The organism is Ruminiclostridium cellobioparum DSM 1351 = ATCC 15832 (assembly GCF_000621505.1).
In the GTDB taxonomy this organism is placed as follows: Bacteria; Bacillota; Clostridia; order Acetivibrionales; family DSM-1351; genus Ruminiclostridium; species Ruminiclostridium cellobioparum.
Map to the genome: position 1 here is coordinate 101067 of NZ_KK211292.1, position 15820 is coordinate 116886.

General features: G+C 35.3%; 15 protein-coding genes. 13 read left to right on the forward strand and 2 right to left on the reverse strand.

Going from position 1 to position 15820, the window contains the following annotated elements; all coding sequences use genetic code 11:
- From T344_RS29135 to T344_RS31790, 10 genes are all read left to right on the forward strand, one after another.
- Nucleotides 1–559 (forward strand): recombinase zinc beta ribbon domain-containing protein (locus T344_RS29135; protein ID WP_207641872.1); only part of this gene is annotated, 559 nt, incomplete at its 5' end.
- A 138-nt stretch (nt 560–697) separates the two neighbouring features.
- Nucleotides 698–5470 (forward strand): SMEK domain-containing protein, encoded by a 4773-nt coding sequence (locus tag T344_RS0123240; protein ID WP_027630689.1) that lies wholly within the window; start codon nt 698–700, stop codon nt 5468–5470.
- Between the two features lie 304 nt (nt 5471–5774).
- Nucleotides 5775–6365, forward strand: a complete 591-nt coding sequence (locus tag T344_RS0123245) for a hypothetical protein (RefSeq protein WP_027630690.1) — start codon at nt 5775–5777, stop codon at nt 6363–6365.
- Nucleotides 6366–6575, forward strand: a complete 210-nt coding sequence (locus T344_RS0123250; protein WP_027630691.1) for a hypothetical protein — start codon at nt 6366–6368, stop codon at nt 6573–6575.
- A 65-nt stretch (nt 6576–6640) separates the two neighbouring features.
- The gene (locus T344_RS0123255; protein WP_027630692.1) at nt 6641–7606 is read left to right on the forward strand and encodes a hypothetical protein; all 966 of its coding nucleotides are present in this window, start codon (nt 6641–6643) and stop codon (nt 7604–7606) included.
- Nucleotides 7607–7696: 90 nt separating this feature from the next.
- On the forward strand, nt 7697–8026 hold the full coding sequence (locus T344_RS0123260; RefSeq protein WP_027630693.1) for a hypothetical protein: 330 nt from the start codon (nt 7697–7699) through the stop codon (nt 8024–8026).
- Between the two features lie 178 nt (nt 8027–8204).
- Nucleotides 8205–9137, forward strand: a complete 933-nt coding sequence (locus T344_RS0123265; protein ID WP_034862932.1) for a restriction endonuclease — start codon at nt 8205–8207, stop codon at nt 9135–9137.
- A 273-nt stretch (nt 9138–9410) separates the two neighbouring features.
- Nucleotides 9411–10208, forward strand: a complete 798-nt coding sequence (locus T344_RS0123270; RefSeq protein ID WP_027630695.1) for a hypothetical protein — start codon at nt 9411–9413, stop codon at nt 10206–10208.
- Between the two features lie 240 nt (nt 10209–10448).
- Entirely contained in the window at nt 10449–10703 is a 255-nt protein-coding gene (locus T344_RS31785; RefSeq protein WP_278246185.1) for a recombinase family protein, read from the forward strand.
- Between the two features lie 55 nt (nt 10704–10758).
- On the forward strand, nt 10759–11346 hold the full coding sequence (locus T344_RS31790) for a recombinase family protein (RefSeq protein ID WP_479692237.1): 588 nt from the start codon (nt 10759–10761) through the stop codon (nt 11344–11346).
- Between the two features lie 46 nt (nt 11347–11392).
- On the opposite strand, the gene T344_RS0123280 is transcribed toward T344_RS31790, so the two are convergent.
- On the reverse strand, nt 11393–11638 hold the full coding sequence (locus T344_RS0123280; RefSeq protein WP_004625094.1) for a helix-turn-helix domain-containing protein: 246 nt from the start codon (nt 11636–11638) through the stop codon (nt 11393–11395).
- A gap of 117 nt (nt 11639–11755) precedes the next feature.
- Between T344_RS0123280 and T344_RS0123285 the strand changes: the two genes are divergently transcribed.
- The 3 genes from T344_RS0123285 (at nt 11756) to T344_RS0123295 (ending at nt 13700) form a co-directional block, all read left to right on the forward strand.
- Nucleotides 11756–12025 carry a hypothetical protein gene (locus tag T344_RS0123285; protein WP_027630696.1) on the forward strand — a complete coding sequence of 90 codons (270 nt, stop codon included), beginning with the start codon at nt 11756–11758 and terminating at the stop codon, nt 12023–12025.
- Nucleotides 12026–12657: 632 nt separating this feature from the next.
- Complete coding sequence (locus T344_RS0123290; RefSeq protein ID WP_027630697.1) at nt 12658–13236, forward strand: RNA-dependent RNA polymerase family protein; 579 nt, start codon at nt 12658–12660, stop codon at nt 13234–13236.
- 281 nt (nt 13237–13517) lie between these two features.
- Complete coding sequence (locus T344_RS0123295; protein ID WP_027630698.1) at nt 13518–13700, forward strand: IS66 family transposase; 183 nt, start codon at nt 13518–13520, stop codon at nt 13698–13700.
- Between the two features lie 353 nt (nt 13701–14053).
- On the opposite strand, the gene T344_RS0123300 is transcribed toward T344_RS0123295, so the two are convergent.
- Nucleotides 14054–15799, reverse strand: a complete 1746-nt coding sequence (locus T344_RS0123300) for a sensor histidine kinase (protein WP_027630699.1) — start codon at nt 15797–15799, stop codon at nt 14054–14056.
- Nucleotides 15800–15820: the final 21 nt, after the last annotated feature.

The following is a 15820-nucleotide window of genomic DNA, read 5'->3' on the forward strand; positions in this document are numbered from 1 at the left end:
CAATGAGAAATACAAGGGTGACACAATGCTTCAAAAGACTTTCACCGAAGATTTTATGACCGGTAAGAAAAGAAGAAATGATGGACAGCACAACAAGTATTATGTAAAGAACAGTCATCCGGCCATTATCTCTGCTGAAGTATTCAATATGGTTCAGGAGGAAATGGCAAAGCGTTCAAGGGTTATCAGCAACGAGGATGGCACGGTAGAAATCAGCGGAAGCAAATATAATGGCAAATATCTTCTGGGGAATTTGCTTATATGCGACGATTGCGGTGCTTATTACCGGAGAAGGACTGAACGCGGTAAGGTGGTCTGGCGCTGTGCGAGCCGGATTGAGAAGGGTAAAGACGCCTGTCCTCACTCCCCTACTTTAGATGAAGGATGGCTACAGGATACCCTGGGCGCAGTCGTTTGCCGGGACGGAGCTTATGATGAAGGCTATATCAGGAATGAAGTTGATAAAATCCAAGTTTTTGACGCCTTTATTCTGATTTTTCTTAGGGATGGGTCACGGGGGAAAATGTTGTTCCAGAACGGCAGACCTATGATATACTAATAATTGACAAGAAATGATAAGTAATTTTGAGATTTAGCTTAATGAGTGAATATGCCGGCGACGTTTTACATCATTAGCCGCCGATGTTTTACAGTTTGATGAGTCTTTTCATACAAGAAAGTTAAAGGGGGAATATGTTTGAAAAAATCGGACGATCGAATTCAATATATCGCAGATTACATTTCTGCTTATGAAGAGAAAATCAAGTTGCTTAACATCAACGGACTTTTTGATGCTGCTAAATTGTTTGAATTATTTGCAATTGAAGTGGGAAGCTTATACTTTGGTCAGAGGCTTAGTAATTTAAATATTGACACATATACTTACCCTTGCGTTGATTTGATTTCTGCGGATAAGCAAACTTACATACAAGTAAGTACTGTGAAAGACATCCCTGCAAAGATAAAAACAACACTTGAAAATATTAGGGATTCAAAGCTAGTTGAAATTAACACGTTGACAAATGTAAAGTTTTTTATGCTTAGCAATGATAGTGTTGATAAGGTAAAGGACTATACAGGAAATGACCAGATAGGCAGTATTTCCTTTACTAAAGCAAACGACTTAATTACGACAAAGGATATTCTTCAAAAAGCAACAGTCAATCTGGACTTTCAAATTGCCGTATACGAGCTGTTTAAGAGAGAAACAGAGAGTGTTAAAGATAATTCATATAAATTTCGAGAAGCTATTGAGAATAGCAAAACCGTAGGACTAGGTAATATAGATTGTAAAATAAATAATGAATACGAAATAGATCGAAGCGAACTTATTTCTAAGATAAAAGCAGATAACCATATTAATATTTCTATACAAGGGGGAGCTGGTAGCGGCAAGTCTGTTCTTTGCAAGAAGATTGTTGAAGAAGAAGCAAATCTTATTTATGCAAGGGCAGAACGGTTTCTTGAAGAAACAGACATAAACAATATTTGGGGGTTTAATGTTAGGAAAACGCTTGAATATTTAAATGGTAAGCCAGTTGTTTTTTTTATTGATTCTCTTGAATTTATTGCTGATAGCCGAACAAAATTAGATCTATTATGTGCTCTCTTTGAATGTACGAAGAAATATCCATCAGCAAAAATAATCACTTCATGCCGTACAAGCGATAAAAACGCTTTTATGAAAATCGAAAGTAATTATTCAATTTATTCATATGAAGCGTCCGAATTAACAATAACAGAGCAATTAGCGATTGCAAAAAAATACCCCATCATTAATAAAATGTGTGATATGAATTCTTATACTGAACTTCTGAAATCACCATTTTATATAAACTTGATAGTTTCAAAAATTACTGACATTGATGACATTTCTGATGAAAATCAATTAAGAGAGTATATTTGGCAAAATATAATTTGTTTGGGCGGCAGCGAGATTAAAAAAGTTGTCGAGTCAATAGCTTTTACTAGGGCCAAAGATTTTTCGCTTGGCGCAAATAGCTCGGACTATGACACAGGAATAATTAAAAATCTTATTTCACAAGGCGTAGTGGTCAGTAATGGAAAAACGGTTAGATTAAAGTATGATATCTTTGAAGATATTTGCTTTGAGCAGCACTTGGATAATGAATTTAATAAATGCAAGGGGAAGTATAATGAATTTTTTGACGAAATAGAAACTTTCGGCAGATGTATTTATAGACGTTATCAAATTTGGATTTCAAACAAATTGTTCGCGCAGGATAATCGCGAAAAGTTCTTATATGAATTGGTTTTTTCATCTAATATGCCAATAGATTGGAGAAAGCAAACCGAAATTGGATTAGTGAAATCAAGACATTGCAGTCAATTTTTCAAGGAGTATGGGCAAACGATAATTAAAAATGGGATGCTTAATGATTTTCTCAGAACAACAAATTTATACGCTTTCGAAATCAATGGCTTTTTTAAGAAGTTGCTCCCTTATATTCAAATACGACCAAGCGGAGAGGGTAGAGGGAGCTTAATTAATTTAATCATAGAAAACAGACTATACGAAAAAGATGAAATTTTACGATTAGATTTAGAAAAAATTTGCACAGATTATTCTAAAGTACAATTGAAAGAAAAGCAGACGGCAGAAGAAGCTTGTATTATTTTGGAATATATCATTGAAAAATTTTTAGTCGAAAGCGAAGAAGCTAGTTACTATAAATTAGATGATATAGTAAATCGCTTACTTGTACCTATTTATCAAATGGCGGAATATTCCAAAGACTGGATCAAAGAATTTTGGGGTAGGTTAAAATCGTACTATAAGGGTGAAAATCGAGATAAGAAACGATTAGCAGAAGATATTATAGAGGATACTCTCAAATTTAAGCACACGAAACTAGCAGAACATTTACCGACGGAATTATGTGATCTGGCAGAAATGTTTTGGACATATACACCTAGGAAAAGCCATAACAACTATGGTTTTTATGAAAGAGAAAGGGACGATAGGTCTTACCAGTATGGGCTAAGTAAAAAGGCAGAAGAATACGAGCACGGTTCAACTCGAAGCACTGCAATTGAAGATAATTTCTTTTGTATTTTATTTAGAAAGAATTTTTGGGAAGGCTTGAATTGGGCAATTAGTTTTGTTAATAAAGCAGTATCGGCCTTGGCGGAAAAACATGAAGGCGGTTTATTTACTTATGAAATTAATTTTGTTGAAGATAATTTGAAAAAGTCTTATATAGGTATATCGGAAATGTGGTTAGCAACTTTGGAAGAGCACAGAATGCCCATGGTTATAAGTGATTTATTATTTTGCTTAAAAGAAGAGTTGCGTAGTGTAATAGAAAATGATGCTGTTGTGAATAAAGAAACTACTAAATTTGCTTATAATGTCAGCAAGCTTATCTACGATAAATCAAATAACATAGCGCTGTTATCAATTATTGCAGATATAGGAATGGAGTTTCGGCAAAAACTGCCTAGCTATGCATTAGACTTAACAACAAATATTGATATTATTCTTCATGACTTAACAAGGCAAGCATTATTGATAAAGAATCCGGTTAAAGAAATGTTTGAAAAGCAGATATTGATGACGGTAGGGATGCCTTCTTCTTTACTTCCAGATAGGTACAATAAAAAGAATGTTAAGCAATACAACTTGCTGGATTATGTTATAGATTCTCAAATTTATTATGGCGAAGAAATAAAAATAAGGTGCCACAAGATTTTAGACTATCTCTATTCAGTCGTACCAAATGACAAAGAGAATGCAACCGAATATTTACAAATTCAAAAGATGGATTTGCGGACTGCGCAGGTTGTAAATGTTGACGATACCACCGTAGCATTGGTTCCTACTGTCACAGGCGAAGCGGAGAAAATAACAATTGAAAATGAAAAACAAAGACAGCCTGAAAGTCGCATATCTTCACTAATTAATAATTGCAATAAAAAAATCAGTAATGGTGGATTTAAATTAAGTGATTGTCTTGAAGCTATACAGTTGTTGTTGGAATCAAGAGAAAATTGTATTGTACCAGGAGTTTACGATAAGATTCTTATTGACTTAATTATTTGGGCACTACACGATAAAACACTTGATGAAAACATGAGGTCAAGATTTTGCCAAATATGGATAAGCGGAATAAGAACTTATTTTACAAATGGGAGTTTCATTTTTGAATATAGTTATAGTTGGGTACTTTTTACTCAAATAGAAAGCAATGTTTGCGACGAAACAAAAAATCAGATTAAGCAATTAATAATAGATTTAATAATGTATAAGGGACAACATGGAGTAGTTGCGGAAATAGCACGTTATACAAAACGATATTTAGCAACTAATGAACAACTTGCAAGAACTATCTTCAATACAATTATTAAACTTGCTGAAGATGAAATGAACCATCAGAAATTCAATGCTGAATATATGAAAAAGAATAGGCAAAAAGAAAAAATAAAATTTTCACCAAATATCCAACCGAAACTCCGAAATATTGATTTTTATATAAAAACGGATAAAAAGAAAATATATAAAAGCCAGAGAGATGAAATAATCAGAGAGTATTTATTCAATAAAGCCGAGCTTGAATTATCAAACTTTGACATGGATAATTATGATATAACAACTTTATGTTATGCGATTAATTGTGGTTTGTCTTTAAGGGATACTTCTTTTGCTGTGATTGTAAAAAAATTTGTTGTGGCCATGATTAATGTATGGAAAGAAAACCAAAACACACATCATTCACATGATATACTTGATGTTTATTCACTTTATGAAGTTATGGATTTATTTCAAAGAGAACTTGTCGCAAATGAGATTCAGACAGCAATCGTTTTAGACATTCTTTTTACAGGAATTGATTTTTCAAAATTTACTAGAGAAACTATAGAGTTTTATCAGGATGTATTTGGGTCTTTACTTGCACACTATTTTGATTCACATAGCGACAAAGATAAACGAGCTTATTGTGAAAACATTATTCACTCATTAGAAGATAAGATTATAGCAATAAAAGAAGAAAAGGTTAAGGTCGAATTTTATAAATCGTTAATATTATCTAATACTAGGTATGGTGGCAGCGGAGATTGGAGTAAATTCCCATCAGGGTATTCTTATCAAGATAAGCAATTTTTAAATGATATGTTCAGCAAATATGGCGGATTTCATTTAAAAGAGATGCTGAATACAAGTTATAAACTTCACTTAGATAAATTATTACCGGAGATACTTTTGTCAGTGAGAGACGCATTCAAGAATGCTCCGCGAACAAATAAATCAAGCTCTGATATGTTTGCAGAAATAGTAAGGAAGGAAAAAACAATTATTCTAATACTGATAACAAAAGCTTTCCTAGATTTCAGCGACAAAATAAAACAAGATGACGATTTAACAAAGGCATTTGAAGAAATCTTAGAGATGCTTGTGGAAATAAGCTACGAAGAAGCGGCAACAATCTTAGATGAATTCAGAGTTCACTAAACGTTTACTAAGTTAATTAAAATATTTAATTCATATGAAAAAGTGATTATAAGATGTTGATTCGGCAGCGACACAAAGAAATTAAGAATATGAAAATGTTGATTAATTGTTTTAATAAGGATAGAAAAGTCAGATCAGAACTACGATAAAAGTGAGCGATGTATTTTTCCGTCAAGGGGATACTAGAGGTTTATACACACTAAAGGCATTCAGAGGTTGTAGTCCTGTTGCAGGACAAAATAATTTATGGATTAATTTTAGAAAGATAAACAGAAGGTATCGAGTTAAAAGGAGGAACGACATAGTGGCTGTTAGCGATAGAGTTCAAGAAGCTCTCATAAAACTCGAGGAACACGATGTTGATAACGCTCTTATCCAATTAAGTATAGCTGTAGATGCTACCGCTAAGAAAATGTTCCCACAATTGAAAAATGCTCAAAGAATTAAATCGTTTTTGAAGGCAAAGAGGACATTCATTTGGTGGACTCTATATAACGGTATTCCAAATTCTGACGGTGAATTCTACTTATCATTTGCTGATAAAGGATATGTTTCCATCGAAGACATAATGTATAAGTACATCCGCTGCCGTTTGTTGCATGAAGGGGAAGCCCCAGCCAATATTTCATTTGACTATGTCGAGTATTTTAAAGTGAATGCTGATAGTAGCTTGATCTTACCTGTGGCCTATTTATATGCAATACTTTGGGCTGTAATTAGTAGTGATGAAAATAAAAACGAAAAGATGGTTCGCGATTTTTGCGTTTGCTTTGGATTGAAGAAAGCTAATTTAAATGATTATTGGGGCGATGAGGTTCGCATAAAGGATGCTATACGAAATGGATTTGAATACGATTGCGAGGCCATATTAAAGCAACTCAAAGAGCAAGCATGAATGTTAGTAAAAGGTGAAATCAAAGAGTTTGATAAAATACTCATGGCAGAAACGTTGATTGGAAGAAGCAAAGACAAATCAGATGGTGCAATTAAAATGGCTTTTAAATTAGCTTTGAGAAATGTATCTGAAGATTATATAACATTATGCTTAAATTCGTTAGTGATAGTGAGAGTAATCGTGGACGAGAAGCGATTTCTAATTGTATGAAATAAGAGAGAATATTTTGACGCTAAGAGGCTGTAGTTGATTAGAATTTGGGGAGGTTAGTTAGTATGCAGTACGGTTATTTAACCTTTAATGCGGTTGAAAGCATTTACAACTTAGACGGGATGAATATGGTTATCATTCCGACAGATAAAGATAGAATTTCTGAATTATATCAGTGTACTGATCTTACCAATTTTTTGTTAGAATTCTCTGATCCGATATATAAAAAGTCTGCTATGTATATTAAAGATATTCAGCCTAGATTTGATAATTCTATTCGATGCAATCCGATTTTTATCTCGAAGTTAGCAGATAATAGAAGGATTGATAGTTTTGAGTTGACTGGTGATGATGTAGATGAGTTTTTTAGTCCATCAAGATATTTTTTTAATCTGCACTGTAATAGTAAATTATCACCAAAAGAATTAGTGTATGGCAAAGACACTGCTAATATTTTTAAATTTATTTATAGAGAAAAATCGGTTGAGATTTCATTAAATTATGGGGAAATTTTAAAAAATGGAATTGCGAGCGATTTGAAATTGCATGCAAAATTATTCATAACGTTTCCTGAAACAGATGATATTTGTTTTGTCTATCAGATATATTCAATAGTAGTTAGATTTTTACATTTTGTTAGACATCAACAGCAGCATAATTTATTGCCAATTGAATTATTTGGGAAAATCGATGATAAAAAATCTCACCTAGGATTACTTTATGATAAATTATATATCAAAGGAAAATTTAACGGAGGAGATGATATCGAATCTATTTACTTTGAAAAACATATAAGTAATCTGTTGCAATTGTTTGCCGATGACGAAAACTATCCAATAGCGCATTTGCCTGAAGTGGCAGAATGGTCATATGAATATACTGCTATAAGGTTTCTAACTATATTTGGTGCATTTGAAAGAGAGTGCAAATTAAATGCTGCACTTTACGAAATATCTTATGATAGTCAAATCAAATCTTTTAAAACAGCATTGCTTTTAAAAATTGATGAACTTAAAAAAGTTACTAATTAAGAAAGTAATTTTGCAAATCAAGCAAAAAATAGAATATCTCAGCTTTGGACACAACTTGGTCAAAAGAAAAAAATTGAAAACGCATATGCTGTGTTAAATAATGCATTAAATAATTCAATCGATAATTTGCTGTGGAGATTAAAAAGAAAAAATCCTAAATCGGATATTACTAAACTAGTAAGCATTGCGGCTTCATTACTGACAAATTTGCGTGGTAAAATCGCCCATGGAGAATCAAGTGCTGTACAGTCTGATGAAGATGTTGAATGTATTCGGTTTCTTGATGTACTAGCATATGCACAAACTTTAAAACGTGCCAAAATTACTGATGTAGATATTGAATTAATTATTGGTGCTGTGTATAAGTGTAATTTTAAATATATGGAATTATTCAACAGTAAACAGAAGGACAGCCAATAGAACGTTTAGTGATAAAAGCTACATCAAGGTCCTACCAGGTTCAAGCGGCATCTTTTTGACCGTTCAAGGCACGTGGAAACTGTTGTCGAATTGCATCGAAAAGACTCTATTAAGCAATTTCATGAATAATAAGATGAGAGGTAACATTAGTAATTTTATATGGTTTTGAGAGGAAATTATGATTAATTTCGAGGAAAAGGGCGATTTTAAAGAGTGGTTCATGATGGCAAGTAATAAGATAGGAGTGTATTATCCAACAGCTAAAATACCACTTAGATTTTATAATGATTATCTAGCAAATATTAGAGTCAAAGATGTTGATGAAGTCAAAGAAATGTTACGAATATTATTGGGCGGGGGAACCTTTGGAATAGATACTTCTATGTTTGATTACTGTCCCGAACTAGATAAATATTGTAAAGAAAACAAAAATTGTGGGATAAATTACAGCATTAGCTCGGACGAGAGATATCATAGAATGAGGATTGGAAACGCTGCATGGGAGGGAATAACTTGGGGACTTAGTTTTCTACCGGTATATCCTATAAAAGTGATAGAATTGATTCAAGACTATTTTATTACTTCTATTCAATCTATGCCGGATGATATGATTGATGGATATTATCAAGCAATAGAGATTATTAGAAAGAGATTTGTAGATATTACATACCCTAAAGAAATATTTGAAGCATTAAAGCCATACGAATTTGAACGGCTCATTTGTTTATTATACAATAAAATAGGATATAACACAGAGTGGACTCAGGCAACTCGTGATGGAGGAAAAGATATTATTGCTTCCAAGGAAAATGCATATGGCAATGAATATATTTATATTGAATGTAAAAAGTATAGTAAAGCAGAATTGAAAAAAGAAACAGTTCGAGCATTTGCCTATACTGTATTAAATGATAAAGTACATAAGGGAATAATTTTTTGTACTGGTTATGTTTCTAAAACATTATATGAATATGATCAGCGAATTGAAATAATAGATTATAATAAATTAATTGAACTCTTGAACTCATATTATGGAGACTGGTTAAAATTTGTAGGAAACGAAGTATACAACGAATCCAAACAAATGATAAATAGAAGATTCACGACATGATAGGATTAAATCAAAAAGCAAAAACTGAAATTCACTTACAGACGGTTTTTTTTAAAATGCCTTTCCTCTAAGGAGATACCAGGTTCTGGTAGCATCTTTTTTGACAGTTCAAGGCATACAGAATCGGTTTGCTTAATTGAGCGGGCATAAGGCCTTGAAGATGAAGGGCTTGAGGCATATTTGTGTTATCGGCAAGTCCTGCGACCCTTGGTAGATAAAAAGATGACATGGCATTTGCTGAAGTATATATGAAATACGGAAGGAGGGTTATAAGTGAAGGTTAGAGTTTTTGACAATGAAACCGATCATTTTTTTAAATCAGAGGTATACGCAAAAATAAATACCGGTTGGTATGAAAAACAATTGGTACACGTTCCGTCAGAAAACGGTGGATATATTAAGTTTTTTGATTATTTGGATAAGAGTAAAGAAAAAATGCCGTACAAAGTTAATATAAATACAATTATATCGGATAGTCCAAAGGAATGGATTAGGCAAGAGTCTGGATTTGTAGATAATCAAATAAAAGGCTTTGAAAAACTACTACGCAAAGAAGTTCGTTTTTTCGAATATATGGGTTATTCATGGCTGTATGAAAATAAGTCTATCTTGGCTGGATTGCTGAATGGTGATGCTATACCTTTCAAAGGGAGCATTTTTGAAAACAAGGCTGTTGCCTCCGTGATAAGCGGATGGACATATGTTGAGACACCGGAAGACGTTAACAACCTATTAGAAAATGCCTATTATTTTCACGATTCGATACTTAAAACAGCAAATTATACGAGCGGTGCTTATGTTAATTCTGACCGCTCAATGTACCCTGTGGCTAACATCCGACAAGTGACCATGTTCTTTGACAGCCAATGGTGCGACACAATCGAAATGGTATTCGAAGGTGTAACCGCTTTCAATTTGCGACCGGCTGGAGATAACTACGCGGCCGATATATTAGAAGCTTCACTCATTATAAAGGATTCATCCATATTCTTTTGCGACGATGGGATTGAAGAGTGGGATGAAGATACTTGGATAACAGCTTATGGTTTACGTTGGCGTTTTGTGCGGTAATCAGTGATTAACAGAGTCCACCCCTCCACCAAGGGGATACCAGAGGGATACGGCATCTTATTGATATCCTCAAGGCATGTGGAAGCCGCAGTCCTGTTGCAACGATTGAAACACTGACGTTGCAAGGCTTAACGGGGGTGATACAAGAAATATGCTTTGACGTGAGTGAATTCCCTCACGTCTTTTCTTTTTGGTAGAATATTAATGAGGTCTCATTTTATTATATAGATGCGAAGGACAATGAAAAATGTAAGGATTATACCCGCTAAACCGAAAGAAAATAAAAAGCTTAGGGTTGCCACTTATTGCCGGGTCAGCACCTTCGGGCCGGAGCAACTGCGCAGCCTTGAGATTCAGATAAATGCGTACAAGAAAATGATAAAAGGCCATCCCAACTGGCTTTTTGCCGGTGTTTTTTATGATATTGAAAGCGGGCTTCGAAGAAGTGGCAGAAAAAGTCTAGACAAACTACTCAGAAAAGTTGTGAAAAGGTAAAATAGATTACATCCTCACAAAGTCAATCAGCAGGATATCAAGAGACACTCTGGAGATTTTGAAAATCACAATATTTTTAAGAGAGCGAGGGATCAATATGCATTTTGAAAATGAGAAACTGGATTCAATAGAGGCGGATAAAGAATTTGAGATTACGCTGAGGGGTATGCTGGCGCAGGACGAAAGCCGGAATACCAGCGAGAATATCCAGTGGGGAATTCAGCGCAAGTTCGAAAAGGGCGAGATTTATACGAAGTATAAGAATTTCATGGGCTATACCTGTGTTGACGGTGAAATGGTCATTGTGCCGGAACAGACAGAGGTAGTTAGAAAAATATTTTACTTATACATACAAGGCCAGACGTTGGGACAAATTAAAACCTATCTGGAAGCCCAAGGAATTAAGACTGTAACGGGTAAGGACATCTGGGATACAAAAACGATTCAGAGAATGTTGACCAATGAGAAATACAAGGGTGACACAATGCTTCAAAAGACTTTCACCGAAGATTTTATGACCGGTAAGAAAAGAAGAAATGATGGACAGCGCAACAAGTATTATGTAAAGAACAGTCATCCGGCCATTATCTCTGCTGAAGTATTCGATATGGTTCAGGAGGAAATGGCAAAGCGTGCAGTGTGACTCGTTCCTAACTGAAAAGGTTAAGCACTGTTCAAATGGTATCAACTTACAAATGCAATCCATCAAAGAACACATCAAATGAGTTGATACCATAAATTTGTTTCAAAGCTAATAGAACGCTAATGCGCACACTATAGCGACCTTGCTCTATTTTAGCAAGAATATCCTCAGTCATTGGAATACCCAAAATCTCTAACTGGGCAGATGCCTCACGTTGAGATAAATTAGCCTTTTTGCGCAAAGCTTTAAGATTGTGACCGATTGAAATGTCTTGTTTTAATCCGTTAGACATAGCTACCTCCCTAAGCGAAATTTCTTTTGCTGGATAAATATATCCATCTTGATTTTATCCTAATTACCGTGCTATAATTGGATAAATATATCCAGTTTGCATATTGGGAGGCCATGAATGATGGAAAACAGCAAGAACGAATACTTGGTCAAAATCGAAGAGGCTATTAAAGAACTGCCTAACAAGGCACAAAACGCCATCTATTGGATAATAACGCATTTTGAGTTTGTGGAAGAGATGTGCAAAAATCCAGAAATGACTAATGAGGAAATCGAAGAATATAAAGAAGAGGCAAAAGCAAAGGAAGATTATATAATGCTTGCTCTTCTGTGTGCTGCACAAACGTATAAGGAAAACAGCAATGAAACAACGGAACAGGAGAACTGATAATCCAAGGAGTGGAATGACAGGGTAACGCCTTGAAATGCTCCCCTTAATACTCCGACTGGCATTTATGGCGAAAGCTTATAGATGTCAGAAGCTCGGTGAAGTCGTCTGAGAGTGACCGTAGATTGTTAAGGTTTAACAATCCGAAAGCTGTCCAGAGGTGGATGGTGTCACCTAAAGGTCGGAGGTCTATAAAGTACCTATGGTCAGAATGATAAATGTTATCTGACGAATCCGCGAATGTACGGGTCTATACCTTTGGGACATAGAAATGTGTTCTGGCGTTAATTCGCAGTCAGCGTGGTAAAGTAAGAATTGCATGTATGAAATACCATAGTGCGTTACAGGCGCATCCCAACTGACAGGCTTATAGTGGAGACCTATGGGTACTTATGTAAAGATAGGATTATTGGAATGAGGAAAGGTATCGAGTTTTCCTTATGGAAAATAAGCAGACGAAGAACAATAAACCGCTGAATCGGTACTGAAAAGTAGAGGTCGAACCGTTGAAGCCCCTGTAATGGGGGTAGAGGGATGACCTCAAGTCATTATCATTCAAATCGAATCATCAGTAAATATGAGGATTTCGAGTAAGACCAAAAGAGATTACTCCGTGAAGGGAGTGATTCCTTATGCCAATAGAGAGAAAGAAAATCGTTAGTACAGAGGATTTACGCCATGCAGAATACTATGACATGCAAGGAGTGTTTGACGACCTGTATGCCAGAAGTAAAGCAGGTGAACAATTTACAGACCTGTTAAGCATTACTCTATCAAAAAACAATGTACTTCTGGCATACCGCAACATCAAGTCAAATACCGGTAGCAACACCGCTGGAACTGACAAACTCACCATTAAGGACATTGGTAAAATGCCAGTGGACGAAGTGGTGGAAAAAGTAAAATTTATCGTCACTGGTAGCAAATATGAATACCGTCCAAAACCAGTAAGAAGAAAGGACATCCCAAAGCCACATGACCCAACAGCGCTCCGGCCACTTGGTATTCCATGTATATGGGATAGGTTGATACAGCAATATGTCAAGCAAGTTATGGAGCCAATATGTGAGGCGAAATTCAGCGAAAACAGCTTTGGTTTCCGTTCCAATCGGTCAGTTGAGAATCGGGCAAGTACGGCGAATAAAACCCCGTTGCAAACAAAAATCTTGGTGTGCGTACACAGCAGAGGGACGAGTAGGATTGCACGATAACCTCCGAATAAACGTTCCCCTTATGATACCAACCACTAAGAGGAGCAAGCGCAGAATATGCGGATAATCGTATCTCGCTCTTCTGCGCATAATGGGGTAAATGTGCAATACTGGGCATTCCGTTTCAGCATACCAGTGAAATCCATTGTCACCACATCACACCAAAGCAAAATGGTGGCGGGGATAAATACGAAAATCTTATTCTGGTACATGAAACCGTCCATAAATTGATACACGCCACACGAGCAGAAAAAATTACCCACCTGCTTACACAGGCACTCTTGCATGCAGCAAAGCAGCGTTTTGGTGCATCAAGTGAAAAAACGCCTCAGATAAATGGGCAGTATCTTCTCTTTGATGAAGAAATTATAGAAAATACTGTTGAGCCTGCTTCTCCGGTAATAAATATTAAAAAACGTAAAGTCCCTGTCAGTAAAAAAGGTGACAGAGAAAAGGCTGACTGAAGGATTGATAAGAGAAACTGTAGAGTGCGTTATCAATCCGAATGAAGCTGCACGCGGAATTTGCGGCAATGAACTTAAGGTGATTGGAAAGAAACAGGTAAGATCTGAGCTGATAATCCATATGATATGATACGCAGCACTGTATAATGAATTATCAGACACCAAATTCAAAAAACTGATACGAAAGCAATACAACTACATAAAGAAAATTGCAAGAGAATGCTTCTGGTAAATAACAGCTTCACATCAAAACCTGTGAAGCTGTTATTTTAGGGTACGGTATGTGTTCCAGCGCTTACCATTTACACTAAAGTATGTTCATACCCATCCAAAATGATCTTACGGATTTGGATTTAGCGAATCGGCATAATAATTGTAACAGCAGTACCCAGATTAGGGTTGCTGGTTATAGTGAACCGGTAATCGGTTCCATAAGCAAAATGGAGCTTCTCCGCCACATTACCAATCCCGATCGGGCGTATTTTTGAATGTGCTGCACAAGATCCGTCTAAATTGTTTCTGCTGAGCAATTGATCAGCTTTTTCCTGTTCCATCCCGATGCCGTTATCTGTAATAACGATTTTTATATAATTATTTTCCCTGGTTACTGCTAACTCTATAAGGCCGGAAGATCCTTTGGGGCATATACCATGCAAAATAGAATTTTCTATCAGAGGTTGTAATATATTTTTGGGGATAAGGGCTCTCTCCAGTTCCCGGTCAAAGGTGCAATTAAATAAAAATTGATCCATATAACGATATTTTTGTATAATAATATATTGATTTATTACTTCAAGCTCTGTTTCTATATGTTCGAAAAGGCTGTTTTCTTCCAGATGAATACTATCCTGCAGCAAACAAATGAATGCGCTTGTGAGCTTTATAACATCCTGATTTCGGTTTTTTCTGGCAAGATAGATGACTGAATTAAGTGTGTTATAGATAAAATGCGGATTGATCTTGGTAAGCAACAACTCAAACGATACTTTTTGTTTGGCTTCCAGATTATCCAAAGCATCCTTCATATATTGCTTTGTTTTTACGACCATATGATTAAATCCGTCCGAAATATTGACCAGCTCACGTTCGCCTATAAGTGATACAGAAATATCCAAATCGCCGTTTGCCACGGTTCCGATTGCCTGATCCAGCTTTATTATTTGCTTTGATACATTTATCAATCGGGGGAAGATAAAAATGAAAATAAGCAATAATGCTACAATAATAATTATAATTGCCGGAATCACAAAAGGAATATCCATAATCTTATTTACATGTTGATTACTTAAAAAAGATACGATTTTCCAGTTGCAATTATTTACAACATCGGTAAAATAATAGCCGTTTTCTGATTTTTCAAAATTTGTTTTAAGCTGTTTTACTTCCTGCAGGAACTTAGTCCTTTCACCCCCGGAAAAGTAAATCATATTGTCACGCTCGTCGAATACGGCGATCTGGCTAAAGATACTGTTTTCAGTAACAATGCCTTCCATGAGAGTATCCAGATCCAAATTTATAATGACCTGTCCGATAGCTGTTGGAACCCTGTTATTGACATTATTTATGTTGAAGATGCAGCTGATAAGGTTGAGGTGAACAAAATTACTTGTTCTGGAGGGGAAAGCGTAGTTCCCTGTAAATCCAAGATACTCTTTTGAAGAATTACCCTTTAGCGCATATTTCTCAAACCAATCAATAAAAAAATCATCATAGGGGCACTCACTCCAATAAGCCGACCCGTCATTGGCAATAATGCAGTAACTGTGAATGTAATCTTTTAACAATATGTTATTTTTAATATTCTGCAACAAATGAGTCACGTTCTTCACTTTCTCCGAAGCTGATTCATAATCGCGCCGTTCAATGAATGCGCGCATATCACTGTTCAGCGATAAATATTCACTCAGCCTGTAAATTTCGTCTATAGAGTTTTCAATTTGAGTTAGATTTTTCTGTGCCTCATGATTTCCGAATTTTGCAATATTTGTTTGCATATTTGGAATAAATATATAATAAAAAATACCTGCAAATGAAATCAAAACAATAAATACAACTGCAATCAGTCGAGACATGATAGAATACTTTATTCCATGCTTCATAATCGGTATCCTTTTCCAGTA